Annotated in this window: 19 protein-coding genes; 14 read left to right on the plus strand and 5 right to left on the minus strand. The window is 61.7% G+C overall.

The features are described from left to right. Positions 1-30: 30 nt before the first annotated feature. The 4 genes from ACEN93_RS22325 to ACEN93_RS22340 all read left to right on the plus strand — a co-directional run bounded on the left by ACEN93_RS22325 (position 31) and on the right by ACEN93_RS22340 (position 3302). Complete coding sequence (locus ACEN93_RS22325) at positions 31-585, plus strand: hypothetical protein (protein WP_495610512.1); 555 nt, start codon at positions 31-33, stop codon at positions 583-585. Between the two features lie 33 nt (positions 586-618). Continuing rightward, positions 619-1896 (plus strand): flavohemoglobin expression-modulating QEGLA motif protein, encoded by a 1278-nt coding sequence (locus tag ACEN93_RS22330; RefSeq protein WP_039769617.1) that lies wholly within the window; start codon positions 619-621, stop codon positions 1894-1896. 165 nt (positions 1897-2061) lie between these two features. Further along, positions 2062-2976 carry an alpha/beta hydrolase gene (locus ACEN93_RS22335; RefSeq protein ID WP_074691259.1) on the plus strand — a complete coding sequence of 305 codons (915 nt, stop codon included), beginning with the start codon at positions 2062-2064 and terminating at the stop codon, positions 2974-2976. Next, complete coding sequence (locus tag ACEN93_RS22340) at positions 2973-3302, plus strand: PA3694 family proteiin (RefSeq protein WP_074691261.1); 330 nt, start codon at positions 2973-2975, stop codon at positions 3300-3302. The genes ACEN93_RS22335 and ACEN93_RS22340 overlap by 4 nt, the downstream gene beginning before the upstream one ends. A gap of 67 nt (positions 3303-3369) precedes the next feature. Here the strand turns inward: ACEN93_RS22340 and lptF are convergent, their stop codons facing one another. From lptF to ACEN93_RS22355, 3 genes are all read right to left on the minus strand, one after another. Further along, on the minus strand, positions 3370-4164 hold the full coding sequence (lptF, locus tag ACEN93_RS22345) for a lipotoxin F family OmpA-related lipoprotein LptF (protein WP_074691263.1): 795 nt from the start codon (positions 4162-4164) through the stop codon (positions 3370-3372). 55 nt (positions 4165-4219) lie between these two features. Further along, on the minus strand, positions 4220-4624 hold the full coding sequence (locus ACEN93_RS22350) for a DUF4398 domain-containing protein (protein ID WP_011332653.1): 405 nt from the start codon (positions 4622-4624) through the stop codon (positions 4220-4222). Between the two features lie 365 nt (positions 4625-4989). Then, the gene (locus tag ACEN93_RS22355; protein WP_011332654.1) at positions 4990-5334 is read right to left on the minus strand and encodes a hypothetical protein; all 345 of its coding nucleotides are present in this window, start codon (positions 5332-5334) and stop codon (positions 4990-4992) included. 214 nt (positions 5335-5548) lie between these two features. On the opposite strand from ACEN93_RS22355, the gene ppc reads away from it, so the two are divergent. The 7 genes from ppc (at position 5549) to ACEN93_RS22390 (ending at position 12792) form a co-directional block, all read left to right on the plus strand. After that, entirely contained in the window at positions 5549-8179 is a 2631-nt protein-coding gene (gene ppc, locus ACEN93_RS22360) for a phosphoenolpyruvate carboxylase (protein WP_495610513.1), read from the plus strand. A gap of 288 nt (positions 8180-8467) precedes the next feature. Beyond that, the gene (adk, locus tag ACEN93_RS22365) at positions 8468-9118 is read left to right on the plus strand and encodes an adenylate kinase (protein WP_064593717.1); all 651 of its coding nucleotides are present in this window, start codon (positions 8468-8470) and stop codon (positions 9116-9118) included. 95 nt (positions 9119-9213) lie between these two features. Beyond that, the gene (tsaB, locus tag ACEN93_RS22370) at positions 9214-9888 is read left to right on the plus strand and encodes a tRNA (adenosine(37)-N6)-threonylcarbamoyltransferase complex dimerization subunit type 1 TsaB (RefSeq protein WP_039769625.1); all 675 of its coding nucleotides are present in this window, start codon (positions 9214-9216) and stop codon (positions 9886-9888) included. A gap of 172 nt (positions 9889-10060) precedes the next feature. Then, positions 10061-10369 carry a hypothetical protein gene (locus tag ACEN93_RS22375; protein WP_007954720.1) on the plus strand — a complete coding sequence of 103 codons (309 nt, stop codon included), beginning with the start codon at positions 10061-10063 and terminating at the stop codon, positions 10367-10369. Then, positions 10369-11229 (plus strand): DUF72 domain-containing protein, encoded by an 861-nt coding sequence (locus tag ACEN93_RS22380; RefSeq protein ID WP_039769627.1) that lies wholly within the window; start codon positions 10369-10371, stop codon positions 11227-11229. The genes ACEN93_RS22375 and ACEN93_RS22380 overlap by 1 nt, the downstream gene beginning before the upstream one ends. Before the next feature lie 31 nt (positions 11230-11260). Next, positions 11261-12097: an isocitrate lyase/PEP mutase family protein gene (locus tag ACEN93_RS22385; RefSeq protein WP_039769629.1), complete on the plus strand. Its 837-nt coding sequence runs from the start codon at positions 11261-11263 to the stop codon at positions 12095-12097. 2 nt (positions 12098-12099) lie between these two features. Further along, positions 12100-12792: an extensin-like domain-containing protein gene (locus ACEN93_RS22390; RefSeq protein WP_495610514.1), complete on the plus strand. Its 693-nt coding sequence runs from the start codon at positions 12100-12102 to the stop codon at positions 12790-12792. Positions 12793-12796: 4 nt separating this feature from the next. On the opposite strand, the gene ACEN93_RS22395 is transcribed toward ACEN93_RS22390, so the two are convergent. After that, complete coding sequence (locus tag ACEN93_RS22395; RefSeq protein ID WP_495610515.1) at positions 12797-13411, minus strand: energy transducer TonB; 615 nt, start codon at positions 13409-13411, stop codon at positions 12797-12799. 93 nt (positions 13412-13504) lie between these two features. Here ACEN93_RS22395 and ACEN93_RS22400 point away from each other — a divergent pair, with 93 nt between their 5' ends. Beyond that, positions 13505-14287, plus strand: a complete 783-nt coding sequence (locus ACEN93_RS22400; RefSeq protein ID WP_495610516.1) for a class I SAM-dependent methyltransferase — start codon at positions 13505-13507, stop codon at positions 14285-14287. Positions 14288-14332: 45 nt separating this feature from the next. Here ACEN93_RS22400 and ACEN93_RS22405 read toward each other — a convergent pair whose 3' ends face one another. Further along, positions 14333-14968: a TetR/AcrR family transcriptional regulator gene (locus tag ACEN93_RS22405; protein ID WP_085612275.1), complete on the minus strand. Its 636-nt coding sequence runs from the start codon at positions 14966-14968 to the stop codon at positions 14333-14335. 94 nt (positions 14969-15062) lie between these two features. On the opposite strand from ACEN93_RS22405, the gene ACEN93_RS22410 reads away from it, so the two are divergent. Both ACEN93_RS22410 and ACEN93_RS22415 read left to right on the plus strand, forming a co-directional pair. Continuing rightward, positions 15063-16163, plus strand: a complete 1101-nt coding sequence (locus ACEN93_RS22410; RefSeq protein ID WP_103386456.1) for an efflux RND transporter periplasmic adaptor subunit — start codon at positions 15063-15065, stop codon at positions 16161-16163. 6 nt (positions 16164-16169) lie between these two features. Then, positions 16170-19238 carry an efflux RND transporter permease subunit gene (locus ACEN93_RS22415; protein WP_103386457.1) on the plus strand — a complete coding sequence of 1023 codons (3069 nt, stop codon included), beginning with the start codon at positions 16170-16172 and terminating at the stop codon, positions 19236-19238. Positions 19239-19418 lie beyond the last annotated feature (180 nt).

Consider the following 19418-nt stretch of genomic DNA (forward strand, 5'->3'; position numbering starts at 1 on the left):
AGAAGAAACGGGTGTTCAAGGGAGTGTCGAATGAAAGCCTGGCGTGGCGTGATGATCGCCTTGTCGTTCCTGCTGCTCAGCGGATGTCTGGTGACCTTCAAGGAGCCGCTGCCTGCCAGTGAACCGGCGCCCAAGGGCCTGCTCGGCAAATGGTCGAGCACCAATGCCTGGGGCGAGCCGATGAATCTGGAGCTGACGCGCCTGGGCAACGACCGCTATCAGGCGGTTGCGTATTTCAAAGCCAAACCCCGGGAGCGTGAAGCCTATCCGTTCACGGTGTCGCGCCACGGCAACCGCTGGTACCTGTCGGCGAGGGTGCCGGCGCAATATGGCGGGCACTTCACCATCGCCGGTTTCGAGATCACCGACAAGCGCGAGCTGGTGATCTACAACCTCGACCTCGAACAGATCAACCAGGCCATCGCCCAGAAGACCCTCGACGGCCAGGGCTTCCAGACCGATGACGGCGAGGGCGTGCAGGTCGACAGTCCGCTTGAAAAGGTCTTTGCTTACCTCGACGACCCGGCCAATTCCGACGTTTTCGTCGAAGCGGCGCGCTATCAGCATCAGGCCAAAGCCAAATAATTCAGTTCGTCACGTTTTCTACAGGAGTTTCGGGTGGACGATTACCAGCAGACGATACGCATTCTGTCCGATCGCATAGTGCTGGCGCAGACGCCGATCCGCGTGCTCGACGCGGTCAAGTGGGACGAGAACATCCGCAAGGGTTTTCTCAAGGCCAAGGGCAAGGAATTGCCTGCGGTGGATCGTGACTACTACCTCAACCGGCCGCTGTCCTTCGATTCGAGCAAGGTCAAGCTGGAATTCCAGAACATCGAGCGCGACATCACCCGTCAGCTCGGCCAGTTCAACCCGGTCGGCCAGATCATGCGTCGCATGTGCAAGGAATACCGGATGGTGGTGCGCATGCTCGAAGCGCGCGGCACCGAGGATTTCGGCCTGATTTCCCAGGAACTGTACGGCGCCGCGTCCGATGCGTTCCACGCCGGTGACCCGACCCTGGCCGACCTCGGCCTGATGATGTCGGACTATCTGAACAACATCGACGGCCGTGGCGACCTGAAGGACGAACCGAAGATCCTCACCGCCAAAGACGCCGTGCACCTGCTGCAAACTCGCCTGAACAAGGTGTTCGGCGAGGCCGAGGAAACCATCCGCGTGTTCGAGTCCGACGGTATCGTCGCCGACGCGGCGGCGGGCGCCGACTACATCAAGATCCGCACCGACGCGATGTTCAACGACCGCGACGTGCGCGCGCTGGAAGTTCACGAAGGCCTGGTGCACGTCGGCACCACGCTCAACGGTCTGAACCAGCCGATCTGCACCTTCCTGTCCAAGGGCCCGCCCTCGTCGACCGTGACTCAGGAAGGCCTGGCGATCCTGATGGAAATCATCGCGTTCGCTTCCTACCCAAGCCGCCTGCGCAAACTGACCAACCGCACCCGCGCCATTCACATGGTCGAGGAGGGCGCGGACTTCCTGCAGATTTTCGAGTTCTTCCGCGAGCAGGGCTTCGAGATGGCGGAAAGCTACGGCAACGCCAGTCGGGTTTTCCGTGGCTCGACGCCGACCGGTCTGCCATTCACCAAAGACTTGTCCTACCTCAAGGGCTTCATCATGGTTTACAACTACATTCAGTTGGCCGTGCGCAAGGGCAAGCTCGAGCAGATCCCGTTGTTGTTCTGTGGCAAGACCACGTTGGAAGACATGCGAACCCTGCGTCAGCTGGTGGACGAAGGCCTGGTGGTGCCGCCGAAGTACCTGCCGGACCAGTTCCGCGACATGAACGCGTTGTCGGCGTGGATGTGCTTCTCCAACTTCCTCAATCACCTGAGCCTGGACCGGATCGAAGCGGATTACTCCAATATCCTGTAACCACACCGATTGATCGTTCCCACGCTCTGCGTGGGAATGCATCCCGTGACGCTCCGCGTCACAGTGGACGCGGAGCGTCCATGGCGGCATTCCCACGCGGACGGTTCGACGCCTCGACGTGGGAACGATCTAATTCCAACTCAAAATTTTGCGAGGTTTCACCGGATGAGAATCCTCGGCATCCTTTGCCTGCTCCTGACCCTCGGCGGTTGCAGTTCCTTGCTGTTCTACCCAGAGCCGGGTCAGCTTTTCACGCCGGAAAAGGCCAAGCTCGAATACCGCACCGTCACCCTGACCACCGCCGACGGCCTCAAGCTGAATGCCTGGTGGCTGCCGGCAAAACCCGGGGTTGAGGTCAAGGGCACGGTGCTGCACCTGCACGGCAACGGCGGCAATTTGCCGATGCACTTGGGCGGGAGCTGGTGGTTGCCGAAAAACGGCTATCAGGTGCTGCTGGTGGACTATCGCGGTTACGGTTTGTCCGAGGGCGAACCGAGCCTGCCGGCGATCTATCAGGACATCGATGCCGCCTTCGCCTGGCTGGACAAGGCGCCGGAGGTCAAAGGCAAGCCGCTGGTGCTGCTGGGCCAGAGTCTCGGCGGGGCGATGGCGGTGCATTGGCTGGTGCAACATCCGCAAAGGCAAAAACAGCTCAAGGCCCTGGTGCTCGACGGCGTGCCCGCCAGTTACCGCAGCGTCGGCCAATACGCCCTCAGCACCTCATGGTTGACCTGGCCGTTTCAGGTGCCGCTGTCGTGGCTGGTGCCGGACGGCGACAGTGCGATCAACGCCATGCCGCAGCTCAACGGCGTGCCGAAACTGATCTTCCACAGTCTCGATGATCCGCTGGTGCCCCTTTCCAATGGCATCCGTCTGTATCAAGCTGCGCCGCCACCGCGTGTGCTGCAGCTGACCCGGGGCGGGCATGTGCAGACCTTCGGCGACCCGGTCTGGCGTCAGGTGATGCTGCGCTACCTCGATGATCCCGAACACTTCAACGGCCTGCGCCGCCTCGGCGAGATCCCGAATTATCCAACACCCCCGAATTCTGAAGACGAACCACCAGAGAGTCCGCAATGAGTGAAGAACGTAACGCCATCCCGCTGATCATCACCGGCATCTGCAGCATCCTCGGCACCGTCGGCGCCCTGTGGTACTACGGCTACCTGCACTTCGCCAAACCCGAGGATGCGTTGCTGCTCAACGACTTCACCATGCTCAAGACCGTTCCCGGCGAAGACTACAAGGTCTCCCTGACCCCGGCGCCACAAGTGGCGCAATGCATCGATGGCGTGCTGGTGCTGTTCGACACCGAACAGAAAGGCCTGACCGGGGTGCTGGTCAACAGCCAGAAAAGGGCCGTGCGCTGCATGGGCCAGGAGACGCCGCAGAAGCTCGAAGAGTAAATCTGCGTCAGACAAAAAAGCCCCGCCTGATCACTCAGGCGGGGCTTTTCATTTACCGCTCAGCGAATCAGTGCGAGGTCGAGCTCACGGCCGAACGCGGCATCACTGGCTGGTTGTCGTTGGAAATGGTCACTTCCACGCGACGGTTCATCGCACGGCCCGAGACCGATGTGTTGTCCGCCACCGGGTATTCCTTGCCATAACCCTGTACGACGATACGCGACGGGTCTACACCCATCTTGATCAGCGCAACCTGCACCGAAGTCGCGCGACGCTCGGACAGCGACTGGTTGTAGCTCGCGGTACCGGTGCTGTCGGTGTAGCCCTCGACGATCACTTTGCGATCAGGGTTTTCCTGGAGGAATTGCGCCAGTTTGTTGATGTTCACCAGACCGCTGGATTTCAGGTCGGCCTTGTTGGTGGCGAACAACACGTCACCGAAAGTCACCAGCGTGCCGCGGTCGGTCTGCTTGGCGTTGAGACTGTCCTGCAGCTGTTTGATCTGCTGATCGCGGGCATCCAGACGGGCCTGGGCACGTTGGGCGGCGGCGTTCTTCAGGTTGTTTTCAGCGGTGCGCAGAGCGATGGTCTGCTTGGCCACTTCCACGCGCTGGTTGGTCAGATAAGCCAGTTGATCGACCTTGGCGGCGTCTTCTTTATCCAGATAAGCCTTGTCGGCCTTGTCCAGATAGTCGCTGGCGTCCTTGGTTTCCAGCGCAGCGACCTTGCTTGCCTGCGGGTTGGCCTGCAGGCCGGCGTAGTTGGTGCGTGCCTGTTCCAGGTTCGGGTTGGGTGGCGTGGAGCAGGCAGCCAGGGCAACGCTTGCAGCCAGGAGAGCGGGGATCATCAGTTGTTTACGCATAATCGTTCGTCCTTTATATCGATAAGAGTTTCAGCCTTGCGGTCGGGATGCGCGCTTACTGCACTGGGCGCTGACTTTCCTGACGCAATTCCTGAACACCTTTCTGGGAGTCCTTCACAGCCAGTTCGGCCTTGGCTGCCTGAGCCTTGCGTTCGGCAACGCGGGCATCCCACTCGGCCTGCTCGGACAAGCGACGGGCTTCGTCATACTTCTTGTCGTGCATGGCGATTTCGGCTTGCTTCAGCTTGTCCTGAGCCTGCTTCATCTCCACGGCGGCGAACTCGGTACCGCCAGCGCTGACCGCGCTGTTGACTGCCGATTGAGTGACGGCGTATTGCTCGGTCGGTGGATTGCCGGCACAACCGGCCAGCACGAAGCTGGTGCCGATGGCCAGAGCAGCCAGTTTCAGACCGCGCAGGTGGGAGAACGAGGTTTGGGTCTTCATGGTCTTCAACTCCATTGGTTAACTCCTTGGAAGCTTCGAAATCCATCCTGGTCGAGGAGTGACAACCGTCATGTGTCAGCGCGTTTTGAAACGCTCGTTCCAGGCGTGGTTACCTGTTCCGACCGAAGGCATTTTTCAAAAGTTCAGAAAAGATGGCCCATCGCCAAAAAAAACTTTGACCGAACGGACAGGGCTCTAAACCGGGAACTTTGGCGGTGGGCAGAGGTACGCGCGGGCGAGAAACGGCGCAAAAGCGGAGGGGGGACACAGTCCCTGTGGGAGCTGGCTTGCCAGCGATGAGGCCATCAAATACAGCACATGTGCTGCTGAACTGACGCCATCGAGGGCAAACCATTCCCACCGTTCTGAAGGGTCAGGAATCAGTGTTTCTGCTTCCCGGCAGCAGCCGACAAGTCATGCAGATGACGCCGCGACAACGCGAGAAAACGCGGGGTCGGGCCGACATCCTCATACAGCGGATCGCCTTCCTCGTCGGTGGCGACCACGGTCGAGCCTTTCACATACGGCAGGCTCGCTTCGAACTCTTCGAGGGCGGCGCCGATCAACTCACCGAGCAGTTCTTCGGCGTGACGTTTGGGGTACATCTCGGCGATCGCCGCCAGCCGTGCGGCAGCTTCCACATCCAGATGAATCGTGTAGCCGGTATCGGTCAGGCGACCCTTGGCGGTTTCTTCCCAATGCTGGGCGAGTTCACGGATTTTCATAAAAACCTCATGTCGCACCTGCTCATGGCAGGTCTTGGTGAGTGTCCGGCGTCAGCCGGCGGCAAGCCGTTGTGGGGCTTACCCTTGAGACTAGCTTCAACCCTCAAGGTTTAAAGTCCCTTCGTCGTCTGCTTGTAAGAAGCGTCCCGGAGCGGCACTCTCTGTTCATCCACTCACTTGCGATCCGTCACCGATTACTGCTGGAGAGATGCTGATGACCGATATTGATGCACGCTTGCGCGAAGACGTTCACCTGCTCGGTGAGCTGTTGGGCAACACCATTCGTGACCAGTACGGCGAGGCGTTTCTCGACAAGATCGAGCAGATCCGCAAGGGCGCCAAGGCCGACCGGCGCGGCTCGATGGACGCCGAACTCAGCGCCAGCCTCAATCAATTGAGCGAAGACGAACTGCTGCCGGTGGCGCGAGCCTTCAACCAGTTTCTCAACCTGGCGAACATCGCCGAGCAGTACCAGCTCATCCATCGCCGCGAGGAGACCCAGGCCGCGCCGTTCGAGTCCCGCGTGCTGCCGGAACTGCTCGCCCGCCTGCGCAAGGAAGGGCACAGTGCCGAATCCCTGGCCCGGCAACTGGCGCGGCTGGAAATCGAACTGGTACTGACCGCGCATCCGACCGAAGTGGCCCGGCGCACGCTGATCCAGAAGTACGACGCGATTGCCGCGCAACTGGCGGCGCAGGATCACCGTGACCTGACCACGGCCGAGCGCGAGCAGATCCACAACACCCTGCAACGCCTGATCGCCGAAGCCTGGCACACCGAAGAAATCCGCCGCACCCGCCCGACTCCGGTGGACGAAGCCAAGTGGGGTTTTGCTGTGATCGAACACTCGCTGTGGCAGGCGATTCCCCACCATATGCGCAAGGCTGATGAGGCGCTGTTTGCGGCCACCGGTTTGCGCTTGCCGCTGGAAGCCGCGCCGATCCGCTTCGCTTCGTGGATGGGCGGTGACCGCGACGGTAACCCGAACGTGACCGCTGCGGTCACCCGCGAAGTGCTGTTGCTGGCACGCTGGATGGCGGCGGATCTGTACCTGCGTGACGTCGATCACCTGGCCGCCGAACTGTCGATGCAGCAGGCCAGCGAAGCGCTCAAGGCCCGGGCCGGCGACAGTGCCGAGCCGTATCGGGCAGTGCTCAAACAATTGCGTGAACGGCTGCGCGCCACGCGCAACTGGGCTCATGCATCTTTGACGGCGACCACGCCGGCGCCTGCCGATGTGCTGCACAACAACCGCGACCTGCTCGATCCGCTGGAGCTGTGTTTCAACTCGCTGCACGAATGCGGCATGGGCGTGATCGCCGACGGGCCGTTGCTCGATTGCCTGCGCCGGGCCGTGACCTTCGGTCTGTTCCTGGTGCGACTCGATGTGCGTCAGGATTCGTCGCGCCACAGCGCGGCCATGACTGAAATCACCGATTACCTCGGCCTCGGCAAATACGAGGAGTGGGATGAAGAACAGCGCATCAGCTTCCTGACCCGCGAACTGCAAAACCGTCGGCCGCTGCTGCCGGCGCATTTCAAACCCTCGGCCGACACCGCCGAAGTGCTCGCCACCTGCAAGGAAATCGCCGCCGCGCCGGGCGCTTCGCTGGGCTCCTACGTGATCTCCATGGCCGGTGCCGCTTCCGATGTGCTCGCGGTGCAGTTGCTGCTCAAGGAGTCCGGCGTACTGCGGCCGATGCGCGTGGTGCCGCTGTTCGAAACCCTCGCCGACCTCGACAACGCCGGTCCGGTAATCGAGCGTCTGTTGCTGCTGCCGGGTTACCGCGCGCGGCTGCAAGGCCCGCAGGAAGTGATGATCGGCTATTCCGATTCGGCCAAGGACGCCGGCACCACCGCCGCGGCCTGGGCGCAATACCGGGCGCAGGAACGGCTGGTGGAAATCTGCCGCGAGCAGCAAGTCGAACTGCTGCTGTTCCACGGTCGTGGTGGCACCGTAGGCCGTGGCGGCGGCCCGGCGCATGCGGCGATTCTGTCGCAGCCGCCGGGGTCGGTGGCCGGACGTTTCCGCACCACCGAGCAGGGGGAAATGATTCGATTCAAATTCGGCCTGCCGGACATCGCCGAGCAAAACCTCAATCTGTATCTGGCGGCGGTGCTCGAAGCGACCCTGTTGCCTCCGCCGCCACCAACCCCCGAATGGCGGCATCTGATGGACGAACTGGCCGCTGACGGCGTCGCTGCTTACCGTGCGGTAGTGCGGGAGAACCCGCAATTCGTTGAGTATTTCCGTCAATCCACACCGGAGCAGGAGTTGGGCCGCTTGCCATTGGGCAGCCGTCCGGCCAAGCGCCGCGCTGGTGGCATCGAAAGCCTGCGGGCGATTCCGTGGATCTTCGGCTGGACCCAGACCCGACTGATGCTGCCGGCCTGGCTCGGCTGGGAAACCGCGCTGAACAATGCGCTGGAGCGCGGCGAAGGTGAATTGCTGGGGCAGATGCGCGAGCAGTGGCCGTTCTTCCGCACCCGCATCGACATGCTGGAAATGGTGCTGGCCAAGGCCGACGCCGATATCGCGCTGTCCTACGACGAGCGTCTGGTGGAGCCGGAGTTGCTGCCGTTGGGGGCGCACTTACGCGACCTATTGTCGCAGGCGTGTTCCGTTGTCCTCGGCCTGACCGGTCAGTCGCAGCTACTGGCACATAGCCCGGACACCCTGGAATTCATCCGTCTGCGCAACACCTACCTCGACCCGCTGCATCTATTGCAGGCCGAGTTGCTGGCGCGTTCGCGGCAGCAGAATGTCGAGCAGGGCAGCCCGGTGGAACAGGCGTTGCTGGTGTCTGTGGCGGGGATTGCCGCCGGTTTGCGAAATACCGGCTAAGGTTTTCTGCGTGGGGCGGGGCACCCGGGGCGAACCTCGGGTGCCGTTTATTGGCCGTGGGAAAAATGCGGTCAGGCGACAGTTAATGATGGGGTTGCGACTTGGGGAACCGCGTCGCAAGGTCGCGGCGGGCGCCGGTTTCTCCGACTTTTGGCGTCTTGTGTGGGCGCAGCCTGCTGTGTATCTTGATCAGCCTTTGGCCGTTTGGGCGGCCACGACCCGTTTTATGAGATTGGCCCCACGAGGCGAATCCGTTGTTTTTTATATAAAAAATTGAGGAGCACATCGATGCGCGTCATTCTGCTGGGAGCTCCCGGGGCCGGTAAAGGTACTCAGGCTAAGTTCATCACCGAGAAATTCGGCATTCCGCAAATCTCCACCGGCGACATGCTGCGTGCTGCGGTCAAGGCCGGCACCGAGCTGGGCATCAAGGCCAAGAGCATCATGGATGCCGGCGGCCTGGTGTCGGATGACCTGATCATCGCGCTGGTCAAGGACCGTATCGCTCAAGCCGATTGCGCCAAGGGTTTCCTGTTCGATGGCTTCCCGCGCACCATTCCTCAGGCTGAAGCGCTGGTGACTGCCGGTGTCGAGCTGGACGCCGTGGTCGAAATCGCCGTTGAAGACGAAGAAATCGTTCAGCGTATCGCCGGTCGTCGCGTTCACGAGGCCAGCGGCCGCGTTTACCACATCGTCTACAACCCGCCGAAACTGGCCGGCAAAGACGACATCACCGGCGAAGAGCTGGTGCAGCGCAAGGACGACACCGAAGAAACCGTGCGTCATCGCCTGTCGGTCTACCATTCGCAGACCAAGCCGCTGGTGGAGTTCTACCAGAACCTGTCCGCCAAAAACGGTGGCAAGCCGAAGTACAGCCATATCCCTGGCGTCGGTTCGGTTGAAGCGATCACCGCCAAGGTGCTTGAAGCGCTGAGCTGAAAAACCTGATCCGCTGCATCATCCACGGCCCGCTTGCGGGCCGTAGTTGTTTATACTGGCGCACTTTTTCCCCCACCTGATTTACGGACACATCGATGAGCACCTTGCTGGCCCTGGACACCGCGACTGAAGCTTGCTCCGTTGCCTTGCTGCATGACGGCAAGGTCACGAGCCATTACGAGGTGATCCCGCGCCTGCACGCGCAGAAACTGCTGCCGATGATCCAGCAACTGCTGGCCGACGCCGGCACCACCCTGCAAGCGGTGGACGCCATCGCCTTCGGACGTGGCCCGGGCGCATTCACCGGTGTGCGGATTGCCATTGGCGTGGTGCAAGGCCTGGCCTTTGCGCTGGATCGCCCGGTGTTGCCGGTGTCGAACCTGGCCGTGCTGGCGCAACGGGCTTACCGCGAGCACGGCGTGAGCCAGGTCGCGGCCGCCATCGATGCGCGGATGGATGAGGTGTATTGGGGCTGCTATCGCGAGACGGCCGGGGAGATGCGTCTGGTCGGCACCGAAGCGGTGCTGCCGCCGGAAGTCGCTGCGCTGCCGGACGATGCTTCGGGTGACTGGTTCGGAGCCGGCACTGGCTGGGGTTATGGTGAGCGCATCGCTGTAAACCTCACTGGATCTGACGCTGGCATGCTGCCCCACGCCGAAGACCTGCTGACCCTGGCGCGATTTGCCTGGGAGCGCGGTGAAGCGATTCCGGCAGACGACGCCCAGCCGGTTTACCTGCGCGACAAAGTGGCCACCCCGAAAGCCCGCTGAGGCCATTCACCCTGTGGCATTCGCCGCAGGGTCCCACCCGATCTGCCAATCGTCCGTTTCTAACCCCGCGCTTTAAACCTTTTGCCTTTTATGTGTTCTAGTTATCACTCGGCGATTTGCTAAGTCGGTCAGGTGCCGCTAAATTGCCATCATCGATACCGAGCATGACTTTATGCGTATAGACGGCGTTTCCACTCATTCCTACCCCATCAAGCGCAAGCCTCGCAAAGGCAATCCGGCGCTGGATGAGTCCGTCGACGATATCGACGGCGAGCTGGAATTCCCGACCGAAGAGCAACTGGCTGCCCGTGCCGCCAAAGCCACCGCGCAACGCCTGAGCAATCTGCCCGCCCGCCAACAAGACATGATTTATCACCGCGCGATGAAGAAAAGCGTGGCCATGGCCCTGGCCAGCTACCTGAGCACCGCCGGTTTTGTCGATTGGGATGCAGACGTGCTGGGCCTCGATCTGTACATCTGATGGATCTGCCTTACTACCTCGGTTGCCCGTCCTGGAGCGAAAACGCCTGGCGCGAGTATCTGTATCCGGTAGACGCCAAGACCTCCGATTTCCTCGGACTCTATTCGCAAGTGTTCAACGCCGTGGAAGGCAACACGACCTTCTACGCCAGCCCGTCGCCGGCCACCGTGCAGCGTTGGGCTGAGGTCATGCCGGAGCACTTTCGCTTCACCGCCAAGTTTCCCGGTGACATCAGCCACAGCGGCGACCTGCGCGATCAACTGACCGCCGCCGAAACCTTCCTCCAGTTGCTCAAGCCACTCGGTGAGCGTGTCTCGCCAATGTGGCTGCAACTGTCGAAAAGCTTCACGCCGCACCGCTTGCCGGAGCTCGCCGCGTTCATCGACGCGCTGGATTGTCCGCTGGCGGTGGAGGTGCGCCACGAGCAGTTCTTCGCCAAGGGTGAGAGTGAGCGACTGCTCAACCGGCTGTTGCTGGATCGCGGTGTGGAGCGCATCTGTCTTGATCCGCGCGCACTGTTCAGTTGCCTGTCAACCGAGTCGTCGGTGATCCACGCTCAATCGAAAAAGCCCCGCGTTCCGACGCGTCCGGCGGCGTTCACCCAGTTCCCGCAGGTGCGCTTCATCGGCCATCCGGAACTTGAGGCCAACGACCCGTTCCTGGTGCCGTGGGTGGCGAAGATTGCCGAGTGGATCGAAGAGGGCCGCACGCCGTACATCTTCCTGCACACCGCCGATAACATTCTTGCGGCGAAGCTGGCGCAACGTTTTCACGCACAACTGATGCAACGTTTGCCTGGCCTGCGACCTTTGCCTGAGCTATACAGAGAACCCGCCGCGGAGCAACTTGGCCTGCTCTGAGGCGGATTTTTTCCTGCCCAGGAGCCTGCCGATGGATGCCCAAGCCCCTCAACAACAAGCCCGTAAAGCCGAAGCCTTCAAAGCCCTGCACGAACGCCCCGGGATTTTCGTGATTCCCAATCCATGGGATGCCGGTTCCGCGAAGATGCTCGCCAGTCTTGGCTATCAGGCACTGGCGACCACCAGCGCCGGGTATGCGTTCTCCCAAGGCAAGCCCGATGGTGGCCTGAGTCTTGACGATACGTTGGCCAATGTCCGGGCGATTGTCGCGGCCACCGATCTGCCGGTGGCGGTGGATCTGGAAAACGGCTTCGCCGACGCCCCGGCCGAATCGGCGCAGAGTCTGATCCGGGCCGCCGAGGCGGGCGCCGTGGGTGGCTCGATCGAAGATGCCACCGGCCGGGAAGACTCGCCGATCTACTGCTTCGAACACGCAGTGGCACGGATCGAAGCCGCCGTCGCTGCGGTGCGCACCTTGCCGTTTCCCTTCACCCTGACCGCCCGTGCGGAAAACTATCTGCACGGCAATCCCGATCTCAACGACACCATCCGCCGCTTGCAGGCCTTTGCCGAAGCCGGCGCTGACGTGTTGTACGCGCCGGGCCTGCGCACCGCCGAAGAAGTTCTGGCGGTGGTGCGCGCGGTGGCGCCGAAACCGGTCAATGTGTTGATGTCCGGCGGCTTGAAGCTGACGGTGCAACAGCTGGAAGAAATGGGCGTGAAGCGGATCAGCACCGGCTCGGCGCTGGCACTGGCGGCGTTGGGTGAGTTTTTCCGCGCGACGGAAGAAATCCAGCAGTCCGGCACCTTCACTTTCACCTCCCGTTCGATGCCGTACGCCAAGGCCAATCAATTCTTCAAGGGATGAGCATGGGGCGCTGGCTGGTGTTGGCAGGGCTGCTGATCATTGGTGGCGGGCTGATCGGCGTCTGGCGCGGCTGGCTCGATGTGCCGCCGCAGTGGAACCCGTGGGCGCCGCTGGATGTGCAGGCGACGCCCAACTGGCTCACGGGCTACAAGTTGATGCGCCTGCGCAGCGATCCGCTGTTGTGCCAGCAGGCATTGGGCAGCTCCGGCCTGAGGGTTTCGCCACAGGCCGACAGTCCCGATGCCAAATGCCCGCTGATCGGCGCTTTGCGCGTGCAGGGCGGCGGGGTGGGGCTCAGCAGCAGCTTTCTCGCCAGTTGCCCGTTGGCCGTGGCGTTCGCGATGTTCGAGCACCATACGCTGCAACCGGCGGCGCAGCAGGCCTACGGTCAGTCGGTGGCGCGGGTCGATCACCTCGGCAGCTTCGCCTGCCGCAACGTCTACAACCGCGATAGCGGCGCGCTTAGCCGCCATGCCCGCGCCGATGCGCTGGACATCGCCGGCTTCCGCCTGGCGGATGGTCGCGCGATCAGTGTGCTCAGGGACTGGCCGAAGCAAAATCAGGACGCGCAGTTTCTACGTCAGGTGCGTGATGGCGCCTGCGAGGCGTTCAGTGTGGTGTTGAGTCCGGATTACAACGCCGCCCATCGCAATCACTTTCATGTCGATGTCGGGCGCTGGAGCGTGTGTCGCTGAGGGATCAGGCGGCGATGCGCAGGTTCTGCTGAACGATCGGGCGCACCCAGCCGTTATCGAAGTCCAGGGCTTTCTGCTGCTCGACGATGGCTTCCGGCGGGAACGGCGGGTAAGGCTGCAGCAGATCCAGGTCGAACTCGGCAATCGGCAGGTACAGCGGTTTTTTCTGCGGGGCAGGGCCCGGCTCCGGAATAGGCTGGCCGTTGTTGATCACTACCGGGCGAACCCAACTGTTGTCGAAATCCTGCTGCTTTTGCTGAGTCTTGATTTCTTCTGGCGGGAACGGAGGGTACGGCTCGGCCAGTGTCATGTCGATTTCGGCGATCGGCAGGAACAGCGGCTCCGGCGGACGCACCTCGGTTTCCACCACATCGCATTCGCGCTGGCTGACGATGTGCGCATACAGTTCGCTGCCGACAGTCGGTTCTTCAGGGCTTTCCAGGTCAACCGGTGGAAACGTGCCGCACGCTGGCACCACATCACTCGACTGTTCGGCCAGTGCCTGGGCAAAAAAATCCTGCCACAGGTGGCTGACGCCGCCCAATGCTTGAGTGTTATGACGGCTGAAATCGCCTGTGGGCGAAATGTAGCCAATCGATGTGGGAAGAATGCCTGACATTTTTTTCGGTTGACGCTCAGCTCTGGCAAAATGCGCGTTGATTGGGTTATCGGCGGTTTTTGCCGATCCTTAACTTTTTTGAGCGTGTTTTCCATGATTGAGCAACCCGCGGCCTGCCGCATCCATGTCGAGGCCCTCGGCCCGACGTTCGAAGCGCAGGCCGAGCAGTGGGCGCAACGCCTGAACCTGCCGTTGCAGGTGGCTGACGGCGAGTTTACCCTGCAGGTCGGCGAGCAGGGTTTGCAGCTGCAACAACTGGGGCCGGATGCGCCGGGGCCGGTGCGGGTCGACTTCGTCGAGGGTGGTGCGGCCCATCGCCGGTTGTACGGCGGCGGCAGTGGGCAAATGATCGCCAAGGCGGTCGGCATCGCCCAAGGCGTGCGTCCACGGGTGCTGGATGCCACGGCAGGGCTGGGCAAGGATGCGTTCGTGCTGGCCAGTCTCGGTTGCGAGATGAACCTGATCGAGCGCCAGCCATTGATCGGCGCGTTGCTGGAAGATGGTCTGGCCCGTGCGGCTGAAGACTTCGAGGTGGCGCCGATCGTGGCGCGGATGAAGCTGCTAAAGGGCAACTCCATCGACGTGATGCGCAATTGGGAAGGCGAGCCGCCGCAGGTGATCTACCTCGACCCGATGTTTCCGCATCGTGAGAAAACCGCGCTGGTGAAAAAGGAAATGCGCCTGTTCCGTCCGCTGGTAGGCGATGATCCGGATGCACCGGCGTTGCTGGAAGCGGCGTTGGCGCTGGCCACGCACCGGGTGGTGGTCAAGCGCCCGCGCAAGGCGCCGTGCATCGAAGGGCCGAAGCCGAGCCATGCGCTGGATGGTAAATCCAGTCGTTACGACATCTACCCGAAGAAAGCGCTCAAGGCCTGAGCCGTCGCATAAGAAAATCCCACGCATGGCGTGGGATTTTTGTTTTCAGGGTCGAAAGGCCCGCATGAACAGCCCGACCACTTCCTGCACATGACTTTCTGCCGCCTCGCCGGTCAGTGGCTCACCGCAGCCGTACAACAGACGGAAATTCCCGGCACCCTTTATCAGGCAAAAGAAGTGCTCGGCGGCGTTGTGCGGGTTGTCGATGCTCAGCACGCCGGTTTCGTGAATCCGCCGCAGCAAACGTTCCATGCCCTGCACCATGCGCTGAGGGCCGGCCTCGAAGAAGATCAGTGACAGGTTGGGATCCTGACTGCCCAAGGCCATGATCAGGCGATGCAGGTTCACCGATTCATCGCTGTTGATCAGGTGATGAAAACCTCGCGCAATGTTCAGCAACACATTTTCCACGGCGATGCCGTCCGGCAATTCGAAGAACAGCGGCGGCAATTGCTCCTCGCATTTGGCCACTACAGCGGCAGAGAACAGCGTCTCCTTGTCGTTGAAATGGCTGTAGACCGTCAGCTTCGACACCCCGGCCTCGGCGGCCACCGCGTCCATGCTGGTGTTGGCATAGCCGTGACTCAGAAACAGGATTTTCGCCGCCTCGAGAATCGCCTGGCGCTTGGCCGGATCCTTCGGTCGGCCCGGGCCGTTTGGAGTGGAAAGATTGTTCGACATTCTTCGCTTTTAATACTGGACTGGTGAGTTTGCTATTAATAACATACCGGCCAGTATAATTATTCCAAGCCTCCTTAGCGAAAGGTCCTTCACCATGTTCCGCCATGCGTTGTCCTTTGCGGTGCCAGTCAGTCTGGCGTTTTTGTTGTCGGCGTGTGGCAAGGAAGAGGTAACGCAAGTCAGCGTGCGACCGGCCATGGTGGTGCAGCCAGAGCCTTCGGCGCAGGCGATGGAAAGTTATCCGGGTGAGGTTCGCGCCCGCTACGAACCCGATCTGGCGTTCCGCATCGGCGGCAAAGTCAGCCGACGACTGGTCGAGGAAGGCCAGCGCGTCAAGGCCGATCAGCCGCTCGCCGAACTTGATCCGCAGGATGTACGCCTGCAACTGGAAGCCACCCGGGCCCAGGTCGCGGCGGCCGAAGCCAACCTGAACCTGGTGCGTGCCGAGCGTGACCGCTACAAGACCCTGATGGAACGGCAGATGGTCAGCCGCTCGGCCTACGACAATGCCGAGAACCTCTACCGCTCCGGCGAAGCCCGCCTCAAACAGATCAAGGCCGAATTCAACGTCTCGACCAATCAGGCCAGTTACGCCGTGCTGCGCGCGCCCCAGGATGGCGTGGTGGCCAAGCGTTCGGTGGAGGTCGGGCAGGTGGTCGCCGCCGGGCAGACCGTTTTCACTCTCGCCACTGACGGCGAACGGGAAGTGCTGATCAGCCTGCCGGAGCAGAGCTTCGGTCGCTTCAAGGTCGGCCAGCCGGTGTCGGTAGAGCTGTGGACTCAACAGAACCAGCGCTTTGCCGGGCAGATCCGTGAGCTGTCGCCGGCCGCCGATCCGAAATCCCGCACCTTCGCCGCACGCATTGCATTCACCGCCGGCAAGGTCCCGGCAGAACTGGGCCAGAGCGCCCGGGTCTTCGTGCAGACCGCCGATGTCATCCCGCTGTCGGTGCCGCTCTCGGCACTGACCGCCGAAAACGGCGCGACCTACGTCTGGGTCGTCAGCGCCAACAACACCCTGAAAAAGACCCCGGTGCGCGTCGGCCCGTTCGGTGAGAAAACCGTGCCGGTGCTCGAAGGCCTGAACGCCAGCGACTGGGTGGTTGCCGCTGGCGTTCACGTATTGCTGGAAGGGCAGCAGGTGCGTCCGGTGGATCGCTCCAACCGTGTGGTCAATCTGGCGGACAAGGAGTAATCCCCGATGGGTTTCAATCTTTCCGCCTGGGCGCTGCGCAATCGTCAGATCGTACTGTTCCTGATGCTTTTGCTGGCGATTGTCGGTGCCTTGTCCTACACCAAGCTCGGCCAGAGCGAAGACCCGCCGTTCACCTTCAAGGCGATGGTCATCCAGACCCGCTGGCCCGGCGCAACGGCTCAGGAAGTCTCGCGCCAGGTTACCGAACGCATCGAAAAGAAACTGATGGAAACCGGCGAGTACGAGCGGATTGTTTCGTTCTCGCGCCCCGGTGAATCCCAAGTCACGTTCATTGCCCGCGACTCGATGCATTCGGTGGAGATTCCGGATCTCTGGTATCAGGTGCGCAAGAAAGTCAGCGACATTCGCCAGACCCTGCCGCCGGGCATTCAGGGGCCGTTTTTCAACGATGAGTTCGGCACCACCTTCGGCAATATCTATGCGCTGACCGGCGACGGTTTCGACTACGCGGTGCTCAAGGATTACGCCGACCGCATCCAGATCCAGCTGCAACGGGTCAAGGACGTGGGCAAGGTCGATCTGCTCGGTTTGCAGGACGAGAAGGTCTGGGTCGAATTGTCCAACGTCAAGCTCGCCACCCTCGGCTTGCCGCTGGCAGTCGTGCAGCAGGCGCTGGAGGAACAGAACGCGGTGTCCACCGCAGGGTTTTTCGAAACCGGCAGCGAGCGTTTGCAGCTGCGGGTGTCGGGGAATTTTCAGACAGTCGACGAGATCAAGAACTTCCCGATCCGGGTCGGTGATCGTACGTTCCGCATCTCCGATGTCGCTGACGTGCGGCGCGGTTTCAACGATCCTCCGGCACCGCGCATGCGCTTCATGGGCGAGGATGCGATCGGCCTGGCGGTGGCGATGAAGGATGGCGGCGACATTCTGGTGCTGGGCAAGGCCCTGGAAATCGAGTTCGCCCGCATCCAGAAAAACCTGCCGGCCGGCATGCAGTTGCGCAAGGTCTCCGACCAGCCCGCCGCCGTGAAAACCGGTGTCGGCGAGTTCGTCCAGGTGCTTGTCGAGGCACTGGCCATCGTGTTGCTGGTGAGTTTCTTCTCCCTCGGCGTACGCACCGGCATGGTGGTGGCGCTGACCATTCCGCTGGTGCTGGCGATGACCTTCGCCTGCATGTATTACTTCGGCATCGGCCTGCACAAAATCTCCCTCGGCGCGCTGGTGCTGGCGCTGGGTTTGCTGGTGGACGACGCGATCATCGCCGTGGAAATGATGGCGATCAAAATGGAGCAGGGTTTCGACCGGATCAAGGCTGCCAGTTATGCCTGGACCAGCACCGCGTTCCCGATGCTCACCGGTACGCTGATTACGGCCGCAGGCTTCCTGCCGATTGCCACGGCGCAATCCGGCACCGGCGAATACACCCGCTCGATCTTCCAGGTGGTGACCATCGCCTTGCTCGCATCCTGGGTAGCGGCCGTGGTGTTCGTGCCGTATCTGGGGGAAAAGCTCCTGCCGGATCTGGCGAAAATTCACGCGGCCAAACACGGTACGGCTGACGGCCAAACCGATCCCTATGGCACGCCGTTCTACCAACGGGTACGGCGTCTGGTGGAGTGGTGCGTACGTCGGCGCAAAACCGTGATCGTGCTCACCGTGCTGCTATTTGTTGCGTCGCTGGCGTTGTTCCGGTTCGTGCCGCAGCAGTTCTTCCCGGCTTCCGGGCGACTGGAGCTGATGGTCGATCTGAAGCTTGCCGAAGGCGCTTCGCTGGCCAACACCACCGCCGAGGTCAAACGACTGGAAGCGATGCTCAAGGATCACGCCGGCATCGACAACTATGTCGCTTACGTCGGCACCGGTTCGCCACGTTTCTACCTGCCGCTGGATCAACAACTGCCGGCGGCGAGCTTCGCCCAGTTCGTCGTTCTGGCGAAAACCATCGAGGAGCGTGAAGCGCTGCGCACTTGGCTGATCGACACCTTGAACGAGCAGTTCCCGGCCTTGCGTTCGCGGGTCACGCGCCTGGAAAACGGTCCTCCGGTTGGCTATCCGGTGCAGTTCCGTGTCACCGGCGAGCACATCGAGGAAGTCCGTGCTTTGGCGCGCAAGGTGGCGGCCAAGGTGCGCGAGAACCCGCATGTGGTGAATGTGCATCTGGACTGGGAAGAGCCGAGCAAGGTCGTGTACCTGAACATTGATCAGGATCGCGCCCGGGCACTGGGTGTGAGCACGGCGAATCTGGCGAAATTCCTCCAGAGTTCGCTGACCGGCTCCAGCGTCAGCCAGTACCGCGAGGACAACGAATTGATCGAAATCCTCCTGCGCGGCACCGTGCACGAGCGCACCGAACTGTCGTTGCTGCCGAGTCTGGCGGTGCCGACCGACAACGGTCGCAGCGTCGCGCTGTCGCAGATTGCCACGCTGGAATATGGCTTCGAGGAAGGCATCATCTGGCACCGCAATCGTCTGCCAAACGTGACGGTGCGCGCCGACATCTATGGCAAGGAGCAGCCGGCGACGCTGGTGAAGCAGATCCTGCCGACGCTTGATCCGATTCGTGCCGAATTGCCGGACGGTTATCTGCTGGATGTCGGCGGTACGGTGGAGGATTCGGAGCGTGGGCAGAAGTCGGTGAACGCCGGGGTGCCGATGTTCATTGTCGTGGTGCTGACGTTGCTGATGGTGCAATTGCGCAGTTTTTCGCGCACGGCGATGGTGTTTCTGACCGCGCCGCTGGGGTTGATCGGGGTAACGCTGTTTCTGCTGGTGTTCCGTCAGCCGTTCGGGTTTGTGGCGATGCTCGGGACGATCGCGCTGTCGGGGATGATCATGCGTAACTCGGTGATTCTGGTGGATCAGATCGAGCAGGACATCGCCGCCGGGCTCAAGCCGTGGCAGGCGATTATCGAGGCGACCGTGCGGCGGTTCCGGCCGATTGTGTTGACGGCTTTGGCGGCGGTGTTGGCGATGATTCCGCTTTCTCGCAGTGTGTTTTTCGGGCCGATGGCGGTGGCGATTATGGGGGGGTTGATTGTTGCTACTGCTCTGACGCTTTTGTTTTTGCCGGCGTTGTATGCGGCTTGGTTCAGGGTTCGCAAGGAGTCTTGATTTGGTTTGGTGAGCTTGGCGGCCTTCGGGCCGACCAGACTCTTGGGGTTTTGGGTGAATATCCGTTTCTGCGGGTGTTGCGACTGGCGGTTTCGCCCTTACGGCGAGTCCCTTTTGCAAACGCCCAAAAGGAACCAAAACGCTGCGCCCCGGCGTTCGGCCCCTCGCTGGGGCTCGGGG

Source organism: Pseudomonas sp. Pseusp21, from assembly GCF_059492145.1.